Source organism: Stenotrophomonas sp. GbtcB23 (assembly GCF_019091045.1).
GTDB classification, from domain to species: Bacteria; Pseudomonadota; Gammaproteobacteria; order Xanthomonadales; family Xanthomonadaceae; genus Stenotrophomonas; species Stenotrophomonas rhizophila_A.
This window is the reverse complement of sequence record NZ_JAGXKC010000001.1, coordinates 150776-165486: the sequence shown is the minus strand read 5'-3', so window position 1 is coordinate 165486 and position 14711 is coordinate 150776. Positions and strand designations below refer to the sequence as shown.

General features: G+C 65.5%; 8 protein-coding genes. 3 read left to right on the top strand and 5 right to left on the bottom strand.

Annotated features, from left to right (window positions below):
• Positions 1 to 157 precede the first annotated feature (157 nt).
• Positions 158 to 2335 (top strand): ferric-rhodotorulic acid/ferric-coprogen receptor FhuE, encoded by a 2178-nt coding sequence (fhuE, locus tag KVS69_RS00745; protein WP_217535828.1) that lies wholly within the window; start codon positions 158 to 160, stop codon positions 2333 to 2335.
• Between the two features lie 75 nt (positions 2336 to 2410).
• On the opposite strand, the gene KVS69_RS00740 is transcribed toward fhuE, so the two are convergent.
• From KVS69_RS00740 to KVS69_RS00725, 4 genes are all read right to left on the bottom strand, one after another.
• Positions 2411 to 5281 (bottom strand): TonB-dependent receptor, encoded by a 2871-nt coding sequence (locus tag KVS69_RS00740; RefSeq protein ID WP_217535826.1) that lies wholly within the window; start codon positions 5279 to 5281, stop codon positions 2411 to 2413.
• A gap of 203 nt (positions 5282 to 5484) precedes the next feature.
• Positions 5485 to 5952 carry a hypothetical protein gene (locus KVS69_RS00735; RefSeq protein ID WP_217535824.1) on the bottom strand — a complete coding sequence of 156 codons (468 nt, stop codon included), beginning with the start codon at positions 5950 to 5952 and terminating at the stop codon, positions 5485 to 5487.
• 867 nt (positions 5953 to 6819) lie between these two features.
• Entirely contained in the window at positions 6820 to 7197 is a 378-nt protein-coding gene (locus KVS69_RS00730; RefSeq protein WP_217535822.1) for a hypothetical protein, read from the bottom strand.
• 411 nt (positions 7198 to 7608) lie between these two features.
• Positions 7609 to 8016: a biopolymer transporter ExbD gene (locus KVS69_RS00725; protein WP_217535818.1), complete on the bottom strand. Its 408-nt coding sequence runs from the start codon at positions 8014 to 8016 to the stop codon at positions 7609 to 7611.
• 205 nt (positions 8017 to 8221) lie between these two features.
• Between KVS69_RS00725 and KVS69_RS00720 the strand changes: the two genes are divergently transcribed.
• The gene (locus tag KVS69_RS00720; RefSeq protein ID WP_217535817.1) at positions 8222 to 10201 is read left to right on the top strand and encodes a transglycosylase SLT domain-containing protein; all 1980 of its coding nucleotides are present in this window, start codon (positions 8222 to 8224) and stop codon (positions 10199 to 10201) included.
• 45 nt (positions 10202 to 10246) lie between these two features.
• A complete protein-coding gene (locus KVS69_RS00715; protein WP_217535814.1) occupies positions 10247 to 11467 on the top strand; it encodes a multifunctional CCA addition/repair protein in 1221 nt (406 codons plus the stop codon).
• Between the two features lie 163 nt (positions 11468 to 11630).
• On the opposite strand, the gene KVS69_RS00710 is transcribed toward KVS69_RS00715, so the two are convergent.
• On the bottom strand, positions 11631 to 14612 hold the full coding sequence (locus tag KVS69_RS00710; protein ID WP_254621947.1) for an autotransporter domain-containing protein: 2982 nt from the start codon (positions 14610 to 14612) through the stop codon (positions 11631 to 11633).
• Positions 14613 to 14711: the final 99 nt, after the last annotated feature.

The following is a 14711-nucleotide window of genomic DNA, read 5'->3' as shown; positions in this document are numbered from 1 at the left end:
GATCCCGTTCGCGCCAGGGAGGCGCAGCGGCGATCAGTTGCCAACGCCCGTGCCTGTTTTCACGGCACCCGCCAGCCGCGTACTGCCCCCACTTTGACCGCAGCGCCCGGCATCCGAGGATGGCCGCCTGGTGCGCGCCGCCGCCCAGGAAACGCTGATGACCCGTACTTCCGCTGTGCCGTCCCGCACCTTGCCGCAAGGCCGCCTGCCGCAGGCGCTGTTGATCGCCCTGGCCACCCTGGCTGCGGCTCCCGCCTTCGCGCAGGACATCGGCGCCGACGCCACCACGCTGGACAAGATCGTGGTCAAGGGCGAGCGCGCCGAGGGCTATTCGGTCCGCAAAACCTCGGCCGGCACCCGCTTCGACCTCGCCCCGCGCGAGATCCCGCAGTCGATCAGCATCATCAGCCACCAGCGCATCGAGGACCAGAACCTCGATGAAATCATCGACGTGCTGGCCAACACCACCGGCGTGAGCAGCACCCAGTCCGACACCGAGCGCACCGAGTTCTACTCGCGCGGGTTCTATATCGACAGCTACCAGTACGACAACCTGCCCACCCAGATGGTGCAGAACTGGAGCTACGGCGATTCCGGCCTGGACCTGGCCCTGCACGACCGCGTGGAAGTGGTGCGTGGCGCCACCGGCCTGCTGACCGGCGCGGGCAACCCGTCGGCCTCGGTCAACCTGATCCGCAAGCACGCCGACAGCGCCGAACTGACCGGCAGCGTGTCGGTCAACGTCGGCAGCTGGGGCCGCACCCGCAGCACCGTGGACGTCACCACCCCGCTGAATGCCAGCGGTTCGGTGCGCGCGCGAGTGATCGGCAGCTACCTGGATACCGAATCGCAGATGGACCGCTACGACCAGCACAAGACGCTGGGCTATGCGGTGATCGATGCGGATCTGACCCCGGACACCCAGCTGAGCGTGGGCTACGACTACCAGCAGAAGCGCGCCAACGGCGCCACCTGGGGCGGCTTCCCGATGCTGTTCTCGGACGGCAGCCCGACCCCGTATGACAAGACCTTCAACTCGGCCGCCAAGTGGACCTACTGGGACACCACCAGCAAGCGCGCGTTCGCGACGCTGGAACACGGCTTTGCCAATGACTGGAAGGTCCGCATCGGCGCAACCCATGACGAAACCAAGGCCGACGACAAGCTGTTCTACCCGGCCTACAACGACTGGGTGAGCGGTGCCTCGCTGTTCGACCCGGTGACCGGTGCCGGCGTGTCCCCGTCGGCCGGCTTCTACAACACCGAGCGCAAGGTCGACGCCGTCGACGGTTACGTGGAAGGTCCGTTCCAGCTGTTCGACCAGGAACACAAGGTCATGGCCGGGCTGAGCTACAACAAGCGCGACTACGCCAACTACGGTGACTACCAGGTCGGTGGCCCCGGCCTGCCCTGGGATCCCTTCAGCAGCTACCTCGGCTGGAACGGTGACATTTCCGAACCGAACTGGGTGGGCACACTGCCGCTGCAGAGCGAAGGCACCATCACCCAGAAGGCCGGCTACGCCGCTACCCGCCTGTCCTTGGCCGATCCGCTCAAGCTGATCCTCGGCGCCCGGTACACCGACTGGAAGAGCGAAGGCGAAGGCTCGGATCGTTCGCACAAGGAAACCACGCCTTATGCGGGCCTGGTCTACGACCTCAACGACACCTGGACCACCTACGCGGCGTACACCGAGATCTTCCAGCCGCAGACTGCGCGCGACCGCAACGCGACCTACCTCGATCCGGTTGACGGCAAGAGCTACGAAGTCGGCGTCAAGGCCGCCTGGTTCGACAACCGTCTGAACGCCTCTCTGGCCGTGTTCCGCATCGAACAGGACAACGTGGCCCAGATCACCAATGAGCCGATTCCGTCGCGTCCGGGCGAGTTTGCCTACATCGGCGCACGCGGCACCGTCAGCCGTGGTTTCGAGCTGGAACTGAACGGTGAACTGGCCCCGGGCTGGAACGGTACCTTCGGTGCCTCGCGTTACGTGGCCAAGGACATCAACGGCGCGGACATCAACACCAACCTGCCGCAGACCACCATCAAGCTGTTCACCAGCTACACCCCGCAGGCGCTGAGCGACCTGACCGTCGGTGGCGGCGTGAACTGGCAGAACGGCATCTACTACCCGGTGCCGGCCTACGGCCGCATCGAGCAGGAGAGCTACGCGCTGGTCAGTGCCTTCGTGCGCTACCGCCTGGCCCCGCAGTTCAGCGTGCAGGCCAACCTCAACAACCTGCTGGACAAGGAATACTTCTCGCAGATCAACGGCTACGGTGCCTACGGCGACGGCCGCAACGGCTCGATCACCTTCACCTGGTCGTTCTAAGGGTGCACCCGACCGTTGGTCGGGTGCCCGCTGACAAGCAGAAAGCCGGGCCAAGCCCGGCTTTCTGCGTTTCAATCAGAACCGCAGGTCCGCGCGCAGGTACCAGTAACGTCCCTTCGGGATGTCATAGGTAGACGCGTCGTACCCGTTCAACGAGCACGACAGGCAGATCGGCGGATCCTTGTCGAACGCGTTGTTCAAGCCAGCGCTGAGCTGCAGGCCCTTCATCCAGTCGAACTTGTAGCCCACCTGGAAGTCGTTGTAGGTGGTTGCCGCCAGTTCGTTGGTGCCGGCCGCCTGGTCGCTGCACACCGGGAACGCGGCGGCGTCACCGCACTGCTCGGTGAGCTTGGAAATGTGGCGTACGGTCCACGACGCATTCCAGGCGCCCATGTTCCAGCTCAGCGACGCGTTGCTGGTCCATTCCGGAATCGAGCTGTCGGTGACTTCCACGCCCGGTTCCTGCGGCTGGCGCTGGCCTGCCGCACCCACTGCCTCGTAACGGCCGACGAAGGTGTTCTGCCAGCCGATCTTGAACTGGCCGACATCGGTCTGCGGCAGCGTCCAGAACAGGTCCACGTCCCAGCCGTCGGTCTTGATCGAGCCCAGGTTGGTGAGGCGGTTGTTGAAGCCGCTGACCGCACCGGTGGAGGCACGGGTGATGCCGCCGCAGTACAGCGGGTCCAGCGTGTCCACGCACAGGTCGAGCTGGGTCTGCGCGTTGATCGCCTGGATCGCACCTTCGATGTTGTGGCGGTAGAAGGTCACTTCCACGTCGAAGCGCTCGGACCACGAGGCATTGTTGCCGAACCACGGGCTCCACACGAAGCCGGCACTGAAGCTGCGCGAGGTTTCCGGATCCAGCTGGTCATTGCCGCCGGTGGTGACCGAGATCTGCGAATTCGCCTGCTGGAAGCCAGTCGGCACGCCCAGCGCCGCGCAGTTGGCCGCACTGCCGCGCGGCGGCGTGCCACCCAGGCCCACCGAGCACGGATCGAACAGCTGCAGATCCGCGCGCGCGGCTGACCCGTACAGCTCACCGATGGAGGGGGCGCGGAAGCCTTCGGCATAGCTGGTGCGCAGCACGAAGTCGTCGGTTACCTGCCAGCGCAGGCCGTACTTGGGCGTGAACTCGCCACCGAAGGTGGAGTAATCCGAATAGCGCCCGGCCAGGCTCAGGTCCAGCTTTTCACCCAGCGCGCTCTTGGCGAAGATCGGCACCGCCAGTTCGAGGTACACCTCGTTGACGTCGTACGAACCGGAGGTCGGCAGCGACGGCACGCCGTTGTAGTGGCCGCGCACGGTGATCGGATCGGGCTGGTATTCGCCTTCGTACTTGCGGTACTCGTACCCTGTGGCGAACGAGAGCGGGCCTGCCGGCAGCGTGAGCAGGTCGCTGCTCAGGTTGGCAGTGAACAGGGTGAGTTCGTTCTGGCTGCGGTCGTGCACCACCGGCTGGATCCAGTCCAGCATCGGCCGGGTGATGGTGCCTGGGCCGCCAAAGATGTTCAGCGGCACGCAGCCCGGGGTGGCCGCGCAGATGGCCGGATCACTCAACGCGATGTTGGCGTTGTAGATGTTGTAGCTGCCGTAGTTGGTCTGTTCGGCCTTGTTCTTGCTGTACATGCCGTTGACGTCCCACGACCAGCTGCGATCGACGGCCTGGAACAGCCCCACCAGCCCGGTGGCGAAGTAGGTGGTGTTCACTTCCTGCTCGAAGATGCGCGGCCCGCCTTCCACCGGGCGGCGACCGATCATGCTCAGGTTGCTGGACGAATCCAGGTCGAAGCCGAACGGGTTGTACGGGTTGAGCGCGGAAATGACGATGTTGTCGGCCAACGGGTTGCCGGTGGCGCCATCGGGGCCGAAGAACAGCGGCTCGGGGCCGGCCTGGTTGGTCGATTCACGACGGTTGGCCAGCGCCTTGATGTACCACTGCACGTTGTCGGTGATGTCGAAGCGGAACTGGCCGAAGATGCCCTTGCGCTCGGACGGGGTCAGCAGCAGGTTGTACTCGGCGAAGTTGAAGCGGTCCGCCGTGGTGAAGCAGTGGTAATCGTCGGTGCGGTCGCAACCGCCCACGCCGTTGAAGGTGGGATCGGTGGCGCCGGTGTTGGGCGTGATGTTGTAGGCGATGCCGGTGTTCGGGTCGGTGAACATGAAGCGGCCGGTCGGGGTGGCCGAGCTGCCGAACGACAGGCCGGTGCCGGGAACCGGGTAGCGCGACTGTTCGCGGGTGTTGGCATACACCGCGTCCTGCTTGGTCCAGCTGGCGCCCAGGAACAGGCTGTAGCGGTCGCCACTGGTGCCCCAGGCCAGGTCCACGCCCTTCTGGGTGCCATCGCCCTTGCTGTACTCACCATAGTTCACGGTGACCTGGCCGCCATCGAACTCGCGGCGGGTGATGATGTTGACCACGCCGGCAATCGCGTCCGAACCGTACAGCGACGAGGCGCCGTCTTCGAGCACTTCGATGCGCTCGACGATCGCCAGCGGAATGGTGTTGAGGTCGGTGGCCGCGCCCACGCCGGACGCGGAGGATTCGTTGACCCAACGGATGCCATCGACCAGCACCAGCACGCGCTTGGCGCCCAGGTGGCGAAGGTCAACCTGGGCCGAACCGGCGCCCACGCCGCTGCCATCAGGCGGGAAACCAAAGTTGCCCGACGAGTTGAACTTCGCATTCAGCGCCGAACCGGAGCCGGTCAGCTGCTGCAGCACCTCGCCGATGGAATTCAGCCCGGTGCGTTCGATCTCGCTGCGGGTAAGGGTCTGGATCGGCACCTGGCCTTCGACCTCGGCGCGCTTGATGCGGGTTCCGGTGACTTCCACCCGGTCCAGTTCGGTGGTGGTGCGGGTAGCATCCTGCGCGGTGGCAAGGGTGGGGACGGACAGCAGGCACAGCGCTACGGCAGCCGCCAAGGGGCGGTAATGCAGGTTGTTCATTCGCTCTCTCTCCAAAGGAATGGCTTGCTGGGGCCGCCTCGCCTCCCCCTTGAAGCGTGGCAGCGTCTCCTTTGTAAACAACCTGTAAAGATGAAGGCGTGATGAAAGTGTGGATTTCACACGGACGTTACGGATGCGGCACCGAGCGGCCGATCTGAGCCGACGAGCGGCTGCGCAGCAGCCGAATTCCGGACGGAAGCGCCCTATTCCGTATGGCAGCTCAACGCGGTGCCCGACCATCGGCACTGCAGGCGGGTGGCAGAAGGGGCGTCGACGTGCACGGGGATGCCCTGCGCCCGTGCGGCCCGCACCCACGCTTGGCGGTTGCGGACATTCTGGAACTGGTACGACCCGACCAGCGACACCGCACCGGCGCGCTGGGCAGCACTCTGGTCCGGCAGCTGATTGCCGTAGGGGTCGCGGCTTTGACCCGTGACATAGCCGGCCCGGCGGTTGCTGTTGCCGTCCATGGTGTAGACCGTGCGGGAGCGGTCAGACCAGACAAGGTCGACCCGCAGCGGCCCCATGCCCAACCTGTCGTACAGCTTCAGCCTGCGCTCGTGCAGGTTCATCGACAGCTCGTCGAGCCGTTGGTAACCGGTGGTGGCCCCGGCCAGGTGGCGGGCCAGCTGCGCGCCAAGGCGGGTCTGCAGCACAGTGTCCTGCGCCACTGTCACTGCGCTGAGCTGAGCTGAGGCAGGGTTCGCTCGTGGTCGGCAACGCGCACCCCAACGGAAACCGCCGCCAGTGCGGGCGCGGGCAGAAGTAGGAACCCCAGCACAACAAGAACGAGCAAGCAGCCAAGCGACTTCATCGCAGTGCCCCCTATGCGTTGCTTCCTCAATCGTCCTTCGGATACAGCTCAACCGATCGGCCTATCCCGGCCGCAGCGATCCGACCGAGCAATGCGCTATGGAACTGAAACCCACACAATCCGCTCAAGAACGCACTTACATAGAACTCAACTTCGCCACCGGTCTCCACCAGGCTGCGTATGAAGTCGTCGTACTGGCTGATCCTCTCGAGGCACCGCCCCAACCATATGAAATATTCGGTCCGAATCTGGCCGCAGTAAGCCTGATTTCCATACAGGACATGGATCCGAAGCTATCTCCACTCACTTCGCACCGCACTTCTCTCGAACCCGACTTAGGACACGGGTGTGAGCACCACTTTTCTTCAGCTTTGCTTCGAGTCCACTGCACTCAAGCCTGACGCCGTCCCCTCCGGGATATACCAGCAGCGCTCCCTTAGGATCAACACCGTCCAAGTAGAGAACTGCGCAGCCATCCCCATCGACTGCAATCCGTACCGCCCTGGATCGAAGATTGCTCAGCTCCTGACTTCCAGATTCGCACATCGCGCCATAGTACAGGCCACTCATGTCTCCATATATTTTCTTGGAGTCAAGCTCTCCCCTAGTTCCATCATCGCATGCAGTTAGCAGCGCAAGGACCGATGCAAAAGTGATAACCGACCGAACTCTTCTACGCAAAATTCCTGCCATTCGTCGTACCTATTCGCCGAGGCCGAGAGGACTATTTAATTGAATTCACGCCCCCTTCCTCAAGCGCAGTATCTGGCAGATCCTTTCCTGCAAGCAGGCAGGCGATCTCGGCACCAGATGCAGCCTCAATCAGCACCAAGCTCCCTTTCTCCAGAGCCAACGCGGCGGCCGCCAAATCCAAATCCAGCATTCCGCATGCGCGTCTTACCCCGAATTCGGCCGAGAGCGCATGGTAAACATGAACATCGGCGATCACGTTTTGCAGGCTGAACCCCTCTACACACAAGCGTTTTACTTCTGAAAACTCCATTACGTACGATTTCAAGGTCTGCGTATCCAGTAGCCTCAGTACGAATGCATTCCGCCCGGATGTACGTATCGAAGTGATCTCAAAGTCATGGATATCCATCTTCATTTTCATCACTTTTTGGGCCAATCACTCACAGGTACTCCCGGCTGCCGCTCTCCTCCAATCCATTCGTGTACGTGATGATTTCCCGGTCCATGATCATGACCACGATCGACATCGAACTTCGGAGCCCCATCGTCTCCATAGTATCTCGGTTGTAGGCAAGGCGGGAAAGTGTGACCGCTCTCACTCAATGGTGTGACTGGCGCTTCTTTTGCCGCGATTTTCGGCTTGTCTTACAGGCTCACGCGGAGACTTCCTACAAGACGATAGGCGCAGCGACAGTGGCGGTGATGGAGGCGGTGTCGCTTTCGGTGCAGTCAGAGAGAGTACCGACCAACGGACGGTACCTACCAGCGTAGCTGTTGGTGACGCGGAAGCGGCCCACCGTTCGGCGGGCCGCTCGTTCTGCTACGGGTTCACGAACGCGATCTTTTCCATGTGCGCGTTGTTGGCCGCAGCCAACACCTTGACCATCACGTCGTACTCGGCGTTCGGGTCGGTGGCGATGCGCAGTTCGGGAACGTTGCCGGTGTTGGCCTGTGCGGCGTCCTGCATGCGCTGCTGCAGCGAGCTGACCGCAACCATCTGGCCGTTCCAGCTGACCTGGTTGCTGGCGTCCACCCGCAATTCAATCGGCGGTGGCGGTGCGGTGGGCGGTACCACGGTGGTGGGTTGCGGCAGGTTGACCGGGATGGGCATGGACACCATCGGGGCGGTCACGATGAAGATGATCAACAGCACCAGCATTACATCCACCAACGGGGTGACGTTGATGTCGGCCAGTGGTCCGGAGTTGCCTGCTGCACTGAATGCCATGGTGTGGGTCCTTGTTGTTGATTTTTCCTGCGGGCCGGCCAACGGCCGGCGCTACCGTTTCGTTTGAGTCTCCTGCAGCCGTTGGGGCTGGCGCCTTTGACATTACGCCCGTGTGTAGCGCCTGTTCAGGGGGGCGACGGGTGCCGTTCATCATTGAGTTGGCTTGCCGTCACCGGCTTTCACCCCTGCCCGCTATCCTTTCGGCATGAACCGACTCCCCCTCCTGATCCTCAGTTCCGCCACCCTGCTCGCCTGTACGGGCGTGGGCGCCGATGCCGGTGCCCAGAGCCTGGACGCCCAGCGCGCGCAGATGAAGGCGGCCATCGAGAATGCCGAACGCGGCCAGTTCGATCCCGGCCAGGCGGCGGGGCTGGCAAAGCACCCGCTGTATGGCTGGCTGGAGTACGCCAACCTGCGCCGCAACATCGATACGGTCACCACTGCCCAGGCCCAGGACTTCCTCAAGCGCTACAACGGCCAGGCCGTGGCCAGCAGCTTCCGCAGCGTGTGGTTGCCGGCGGTAGCCCGGCGCCAGGACTGGCCCACCCTGCTGGCGAACTGGGCGCCCACCGAGAATGTCGGCCTGCGCTGCGCCCAGCTCAATGCGCGCCAAGCCACCGGCAAGGCCGATGCGCAGTGGGTCAGTGAGGCGCAGGCGATCTGGCGCAGCACCGGCAAATCCCTGCCTGATGCCTGCGATCCCGTGTTTGCGGTGCTGGATGCCAAGGGCGGACTGAGCGCGGAGCTGCGCTGGGAGCGCATCGATGCCGCGGCCGACGCGCAGGAGCCGGCGGTAATGCGCAGTGCCGCCCGCGGGCTGCCGGCCGCCGACCTGGCGCTGGCCAACACCTATGCCGCGTTCGTGGACAAGCCCAATGCCAGCGCGCTGAACTGGCCGCGCAACGAACGCAGCCGGCGCATCGCCACCGATGGGCTTGCCAAGCTGGCCAAGGCCGACCCGGACGCGACCGAGCAGCAGCTGCCGCAGTACGCCAACGCGCTGCAGCTGAGCGCCGCCCAGCAGGCGGATGTGAAGTACCAGATCGCGCTATGGACGGTGGCGTCCTATGGGCCCGATTCCGCACGCCGGCTCAATGCCGTGCCGGATTCGGCCTATGACGAGCGCCTGCACGAGTGGCGGGCACGCGAGGCGATGTCGCGCGGCGACTGGCCGGCCACGCTGGCGGCGATCCGCAAGATGGAGCCGAAGCAGCGCAGCGACTCGCGCTGGCGCTATTTCGAGGCGCGCATGCTGGACAAGACCGGCAAGCGCAACGAGGCATTGCCGCTGTACCGCGAAGCGGCGCGCGCGGCCACCTTCCATGGTTTCCTGGCCGCCGACCAGCTGGGCCAGAGCACCTACACGCTGTGCCCGGTGGAACCCAAGGACAGTGCGCAGGCACAGGCCACGGTGGCACGCGACCCGGCGATCGTGCGCGCGATGGAACTGTTCAAGATCGAGCGTTCGGGCTGGGCCGTGGCCGAGTGGAACGATGCCCTCACCCGCTTCGACACCACCCAGCGCCGTATTGCGGTGGAAGTGGCGCGCGACAACGGCTGGTTCGACCGCGCGGTGTTCTCGCTGGGCAAGACCCCGGAGGAGCAGCGCCTGTACAGCCTGCGCTTCCCGCTGCACCACGATGATGCGATCCGCCGTGAGTCGGCGCGCAACGCGATCGACCCGGCCTGGGTAGCCGCCGAGATCCGCGCCGAGAGCATCTTCAATCCGAAGGCCCGTTCGCCGGCCAATGCGATGGGCCTGATGCAGGTGCTGCCGGCCACCGGCGCGAGCGTGGCCAAGACCATCGGCCTGACCAACTATGGCGGTGCGGCCAGCCTGTATGACGCCGACACCAACATCGCCATCGGCACTGCTTACCTGCGCCAGCTGATGAACAAGTACGAAGGCCTGCCCTATGTGACCATCGCCGCGTACAACGCCGGACCGACCCCGACCGCGCGCTGGCAGTCGCAGCGGCCGGGCTTCGATCCGGATATCTGGATCGAGACCATCAGCTACAAGGAAACCCGCGAGTACGTTGCACGCATTCTCGCGTTCAGCGTGATCTACGACTGGCGTCTGAACGGGGACGCGCTGCCGGTCACCGACCGCATGAACGGGCGGCTACAGGCGAAGCGGAAGGCATTCACCTGCCCGACGGATGCGGAGAAGGGCGGCGACTGAGCGCCTGCCAACGGCCGGTGTTGCCGGCCGTGGCATCATGGGCCCATGAAGATCTATCTCGTTGGCGGCGCCGTGCGCGACCGCCTGCTGCAGCGTCCTGCCGGCGACCGCGACTGGGTGGTGGTCGGCGCTACCCAGCCGGAAATGGAAGCGCTGGGCTACAAGGCCGTGGGCAAGGATTTCCCGGTGTTCCTGCACCCGGATACGGGCGAGGAATACGCGCTGGCGCGGACCGAGCGCAAGTCCGGGCGCGGCTACCGGGGCTTCGTCGTCGATGCCGATCCCTCGGTGACGCTGGAAGAAGACCTGCTGCGGCGGGACTTCACCATCAACGCCATTGCCTGCGATGAGGCCAGCGGCGAGCTGGTGGACCCGTACCGCGGTGTGCGCGACATTGAACAGCGCGTGCTGCGGCATGTGGGCCCCGCCTTCGTGGAAGATCCACTGCGGGTGCTGCGCGCGGCGCGTTTCATGGCGCGCTTTGCACCGCTGGGCTTTACGGTGGCGCCGGAAACGATGCAGCTGATGCGGCAGATCGCCGACAGCGGCGAGCTGGATGCGCTGGTGCCCGAACGGGTCTGGCAGGAACTGCGCCGCGTGCTCGGTTCGGCGCAACCGTCGGCCTTCCTGCGCACGCTGCACGATGCCAATGCGCTGGGGGCGGTGTTGCCCGAACTGGAAGCGCTGTACGGAGTGCCGCAGCGTGCCGAGTACCACCCGGAGGTGGATACGGGCGTGCACCAGGAAATGGTCAGCGATATCGCCGCGCAGCTGGCGCCGGGTGATGACCTGGCGGGATTCGCCGCGCTTACCCACGATCTGGGCAAGGCACTGACTCCGCAAGCGGAATGGCCGCGCCATGTGATGCATGAGCAGCGCGGGCTGGAACCGCTGCGTGCGCTGTGTGATCGCTTGAAGGTTCCGCTGGATCACCGCCAGCTGGCCGAGGCGGTGTGCCGCGACCATCTCAACGTCCACCGCATCGACGAATTGCGCGATGGCACGGTGCTTGACCTGCTGGGCCGTTGTGATGGGTTCCGGCGGCCGGAACGGATCGCCCGGATCGCGGTGTGCTGCGAGGCGGATGCGCGTGGCCGCCTCGGCTTCGAGGATCGGCCGTACCCGCAGGGTGAAACACTCAAGCGGCTGCACCAGGCGGCGTTGTCGGTACAGGCCCGCGATCTTGACCTTGCCCACCTGAAGGGCCCGGCGGTGGGTGAAGCACTCGCGCAGGCCCGCATCAGGGCGATTGCTGCAGCCCGGTGAACGCGCCGTCGCACCGGACGCAGGTCGAGGTAGGGTTGGTTCCCGAACAACCGTCCTCAGCGATTCCACGCCCGGTAACGCATGACCGGCGGTGAAGCAAAAAATCCGGCTTCACCAAAGGTCATGCCGTAACCGGGCGTCGATCCGGATGCGACCCTACCGGCTAGAAGTCGAAACGCAGCCCGATGTTGCCCTCGATCACCTTGCGCTCCTTCTGCCGGCTGCTTTCCAGGTCGCGGGTGTAGTCGGCGACCGCGAACGCGCTGACGTTGGCGTTGAAGCGCGCCACCACGCCGAAGCCGACCTCCAGCGCGCGTGAATCCTGCTGGTTGATGATGCGGTTGGTATCGAAGTCGATGCGGTCTTCCCCATCGAGCGTCTGCCAGTAGTTGAGCTTGAAGTACGGTTGCCAGCCGTTGCCGGCGATCTCGTAGTCCGCGGCCAAGCGTACGCCGGCGCGCCCGGTCCAGGCGTTGTCGGCGTTGAAGCGAAGCTGCGCGATGCGGTCGGCGGCATCGTCCACCGAGGTGCGCTGCCAGATCACCTGCAGTTGCGGCTCCAGCCACCAGGCCGACTGGCCGAAGCGCAGCAGCGGCTTGCCCACTTCCACCGATGCGGTGGTGCCATCGCCGTCCACGTCGATGCCGATGCCGCGTGCGGAGGTCGCCTCGCCGTCGTAGCGGCTCTGCATCACCACCACGTCGAGGTAGCCGCCGGCGCTGCCGGCACGTGTCCAGTACAGGCCCACGTGCTTGTCGTCCAAGCGGGTGCGCCCCACCGCGACATTTTCCCAGCCGATCGCAAAGCCGTTGACGTTGCCCTGCGCGCGGGTACGGCCGACGAACACGCCGAACTGGTCGCGGTGCGCATCGCCTGCGTTCGCATAGAGGTCCAGACCCGCCTGCACGCCCTGGATGTCGCCATCGAATCCGGGCTGGGCATCGCCCTCCCAGTACTGCTCGTGGCTCTGCCCGACCAGGCGCGCCCATGCGGCCCGCACGCCGCCCTGGCCGGCGAGGATGCGCTGCTCACCCTGGCGCTCGTGGAAGGTACCCAGGCTGGCCAGGCTGGTCTCGCGCAGCAGGGGCGGCACCACCGAGTAGAGGCCGGTTTCCAGCCGGTACAACGGCACGATGGCCTCTTCCGACGGGCGTGCGTCAGGCGTGGGCGGCTCTGCCAATGGCCCGGGAACGGCGGCCACTTCGGTCGGCACCGGCGGCGGCACGTCGTCCTGCGGCGGCGCGGCCGGCGGTGGCGGGGCCGGCTCCGGCGGCGGCGCGGGCTCGGCCGCCACCGGGTCGGGGTTTTCGGGAACGTCCGGTGAGGGGGGCGGCGGCAGCGCAGGCGGCGGCGTCCCCAACGCCTCCGGCGGCGGTGGCTCAGGTGTCACCGAGCCCAGACCGATGGGCGGTGGGGCCGGCGCGGCGACCACACCGTTGACTACGGTCGAACGCAGATACCAGTTCTCGCTGCTCCCTGCGCTGACGCCACCCTTGAACAGGAAATACTCGTACGCGCCGGCGGCAACCGGTGCATACAGCGCGAACGCGCCCGGGCTGGTGCTGGCACCGTTGATCGCCTGCACCACGAGGATGCCGTCGGCCACGGTTTCGGCACCGGCACCGCCCGCGTTGAGGATGCCCACCCCCGTGGTCCCGCTGGCCACGCCATTGGAGATCACCAGCCGGTCCGATGCGGCGGCGTCGGCACCCAGCACGGTGTCCAGGTACAGCGCACCGCCATTGCCGGTGTAATTGCCGGCGATGGTGAACGCATCGCCGGCGCCGCCACCGCCGTTGGTCAGGTCGATGCGGCCGGCATTGGTGACGTTGACCGGCAGTGCTGCGTTGAAGGCGACAATGCTGGCGTTGACGCCCCCGCCGAACAGCGTGCTGGTCGCGTCCACGTCGAGCGCGCCGGTACCGCTTCCGGTATCGCCCAGGCGCAGGTCGCCGTCGAAGGTCAGCTGGCTGTCATTGGCCAGCGTCATCGATTCCCAGCCGGTGAAGCGGGCCACGCCATCGGTCTTGACGTTGTCCATGTTGAGCGTGTCAGTGCCCAGGCCGCCGTCAAAGCCCGGCAGCGCGCCAAGGTAGGAGACGTTGAGGTCGGCCAGCGTGGCGGTGTCGTTGCCTTCCCCGAAATCGACCAGGCCGTGCACCACGCCGCCACCACGCCAGTCGAAGCGGTCGTCGCCAAAGCTGAGGCGGATCTCGCCGCGCACGGTGCCGCCGGTGATGGTGACCGAATCGTTGCCGCCGCTGACGCTGATGTTGCCGCCGATGTATCCATCGGAGAGCACGATGGTGTCGTTGCCGAACCCGGTAACCAGGTTGCCGTCGATGGTGCCACCGGACATCAGGAAGGTGTTGTCTTCCAGCTTCATGTTGACCCGGCCGATGCGGCCGCCGGTCATTTCGCCGTAATCGCCATCATCGAACGCGCCGACGATGCGCCCGTCGGTCATGCGGAAACGGTCCAGTCCATCGCCCTGCAGCAGCGCGCCGATGCTGCCGCCGGTCATCAGGAACGTATCGATGCCCGAGCCCTGCTGCACGGTACCGGACACCGTACCGCCCGAGACCTCCAGGCTGTCCGCGTCGGCGCCCTGGTCGATGCTGCCGACGGTGCCGCCACTGAGGGTGATCGCATCGTTGCCGGCGCCCTGCAGGACGCTGCTGCTGATGCTGCCGCCCAGCATGTCCAGGCGGTCGGCGCCGGCGCCGAAGATGATGCCGGCGGTGCTGCCGCTGATGACGCCGCGGTTCACCACCGTGGTCGCCGCGTTGGTGAGGATGCCCACGCCACTGGCGCTGGTGATGCTGCCACTGTTGTCGATGCGGTGTCCGCTGCCGCCGTTCAACGCGATCGCGGCACCACTGGCGATGCCGAGCTGGGCGCCGGCCTGCACGTTGACGGTGACATTGCTCGAGCCCGGCACGCTGGCAATGGGCGTGGTCTGTGGGCTGGGTGCCGCTGCCGTGCAGGTAACGGTCTGCCCGGTCGTGGGTGAGGTGCTGTCGCACCCGGCCCAGGCCGGCGCAGTGGTGGTGGCGAGGAGGAGGCCGCCGCAGGCCACGCGCAGGCTGCGCGCGATGCCTGCCGCCAGACGGGAACATGGCGGAGTCGCATTCATGGGACGCATTGACCGTTCCTTTTCCAAAGAAGGGAATTACGGTTTGCCGATGCGTCCCCCGTAACCTTACGCAGGCCGGCGAAGGTACTTTTACTGTCCGGATGTGAG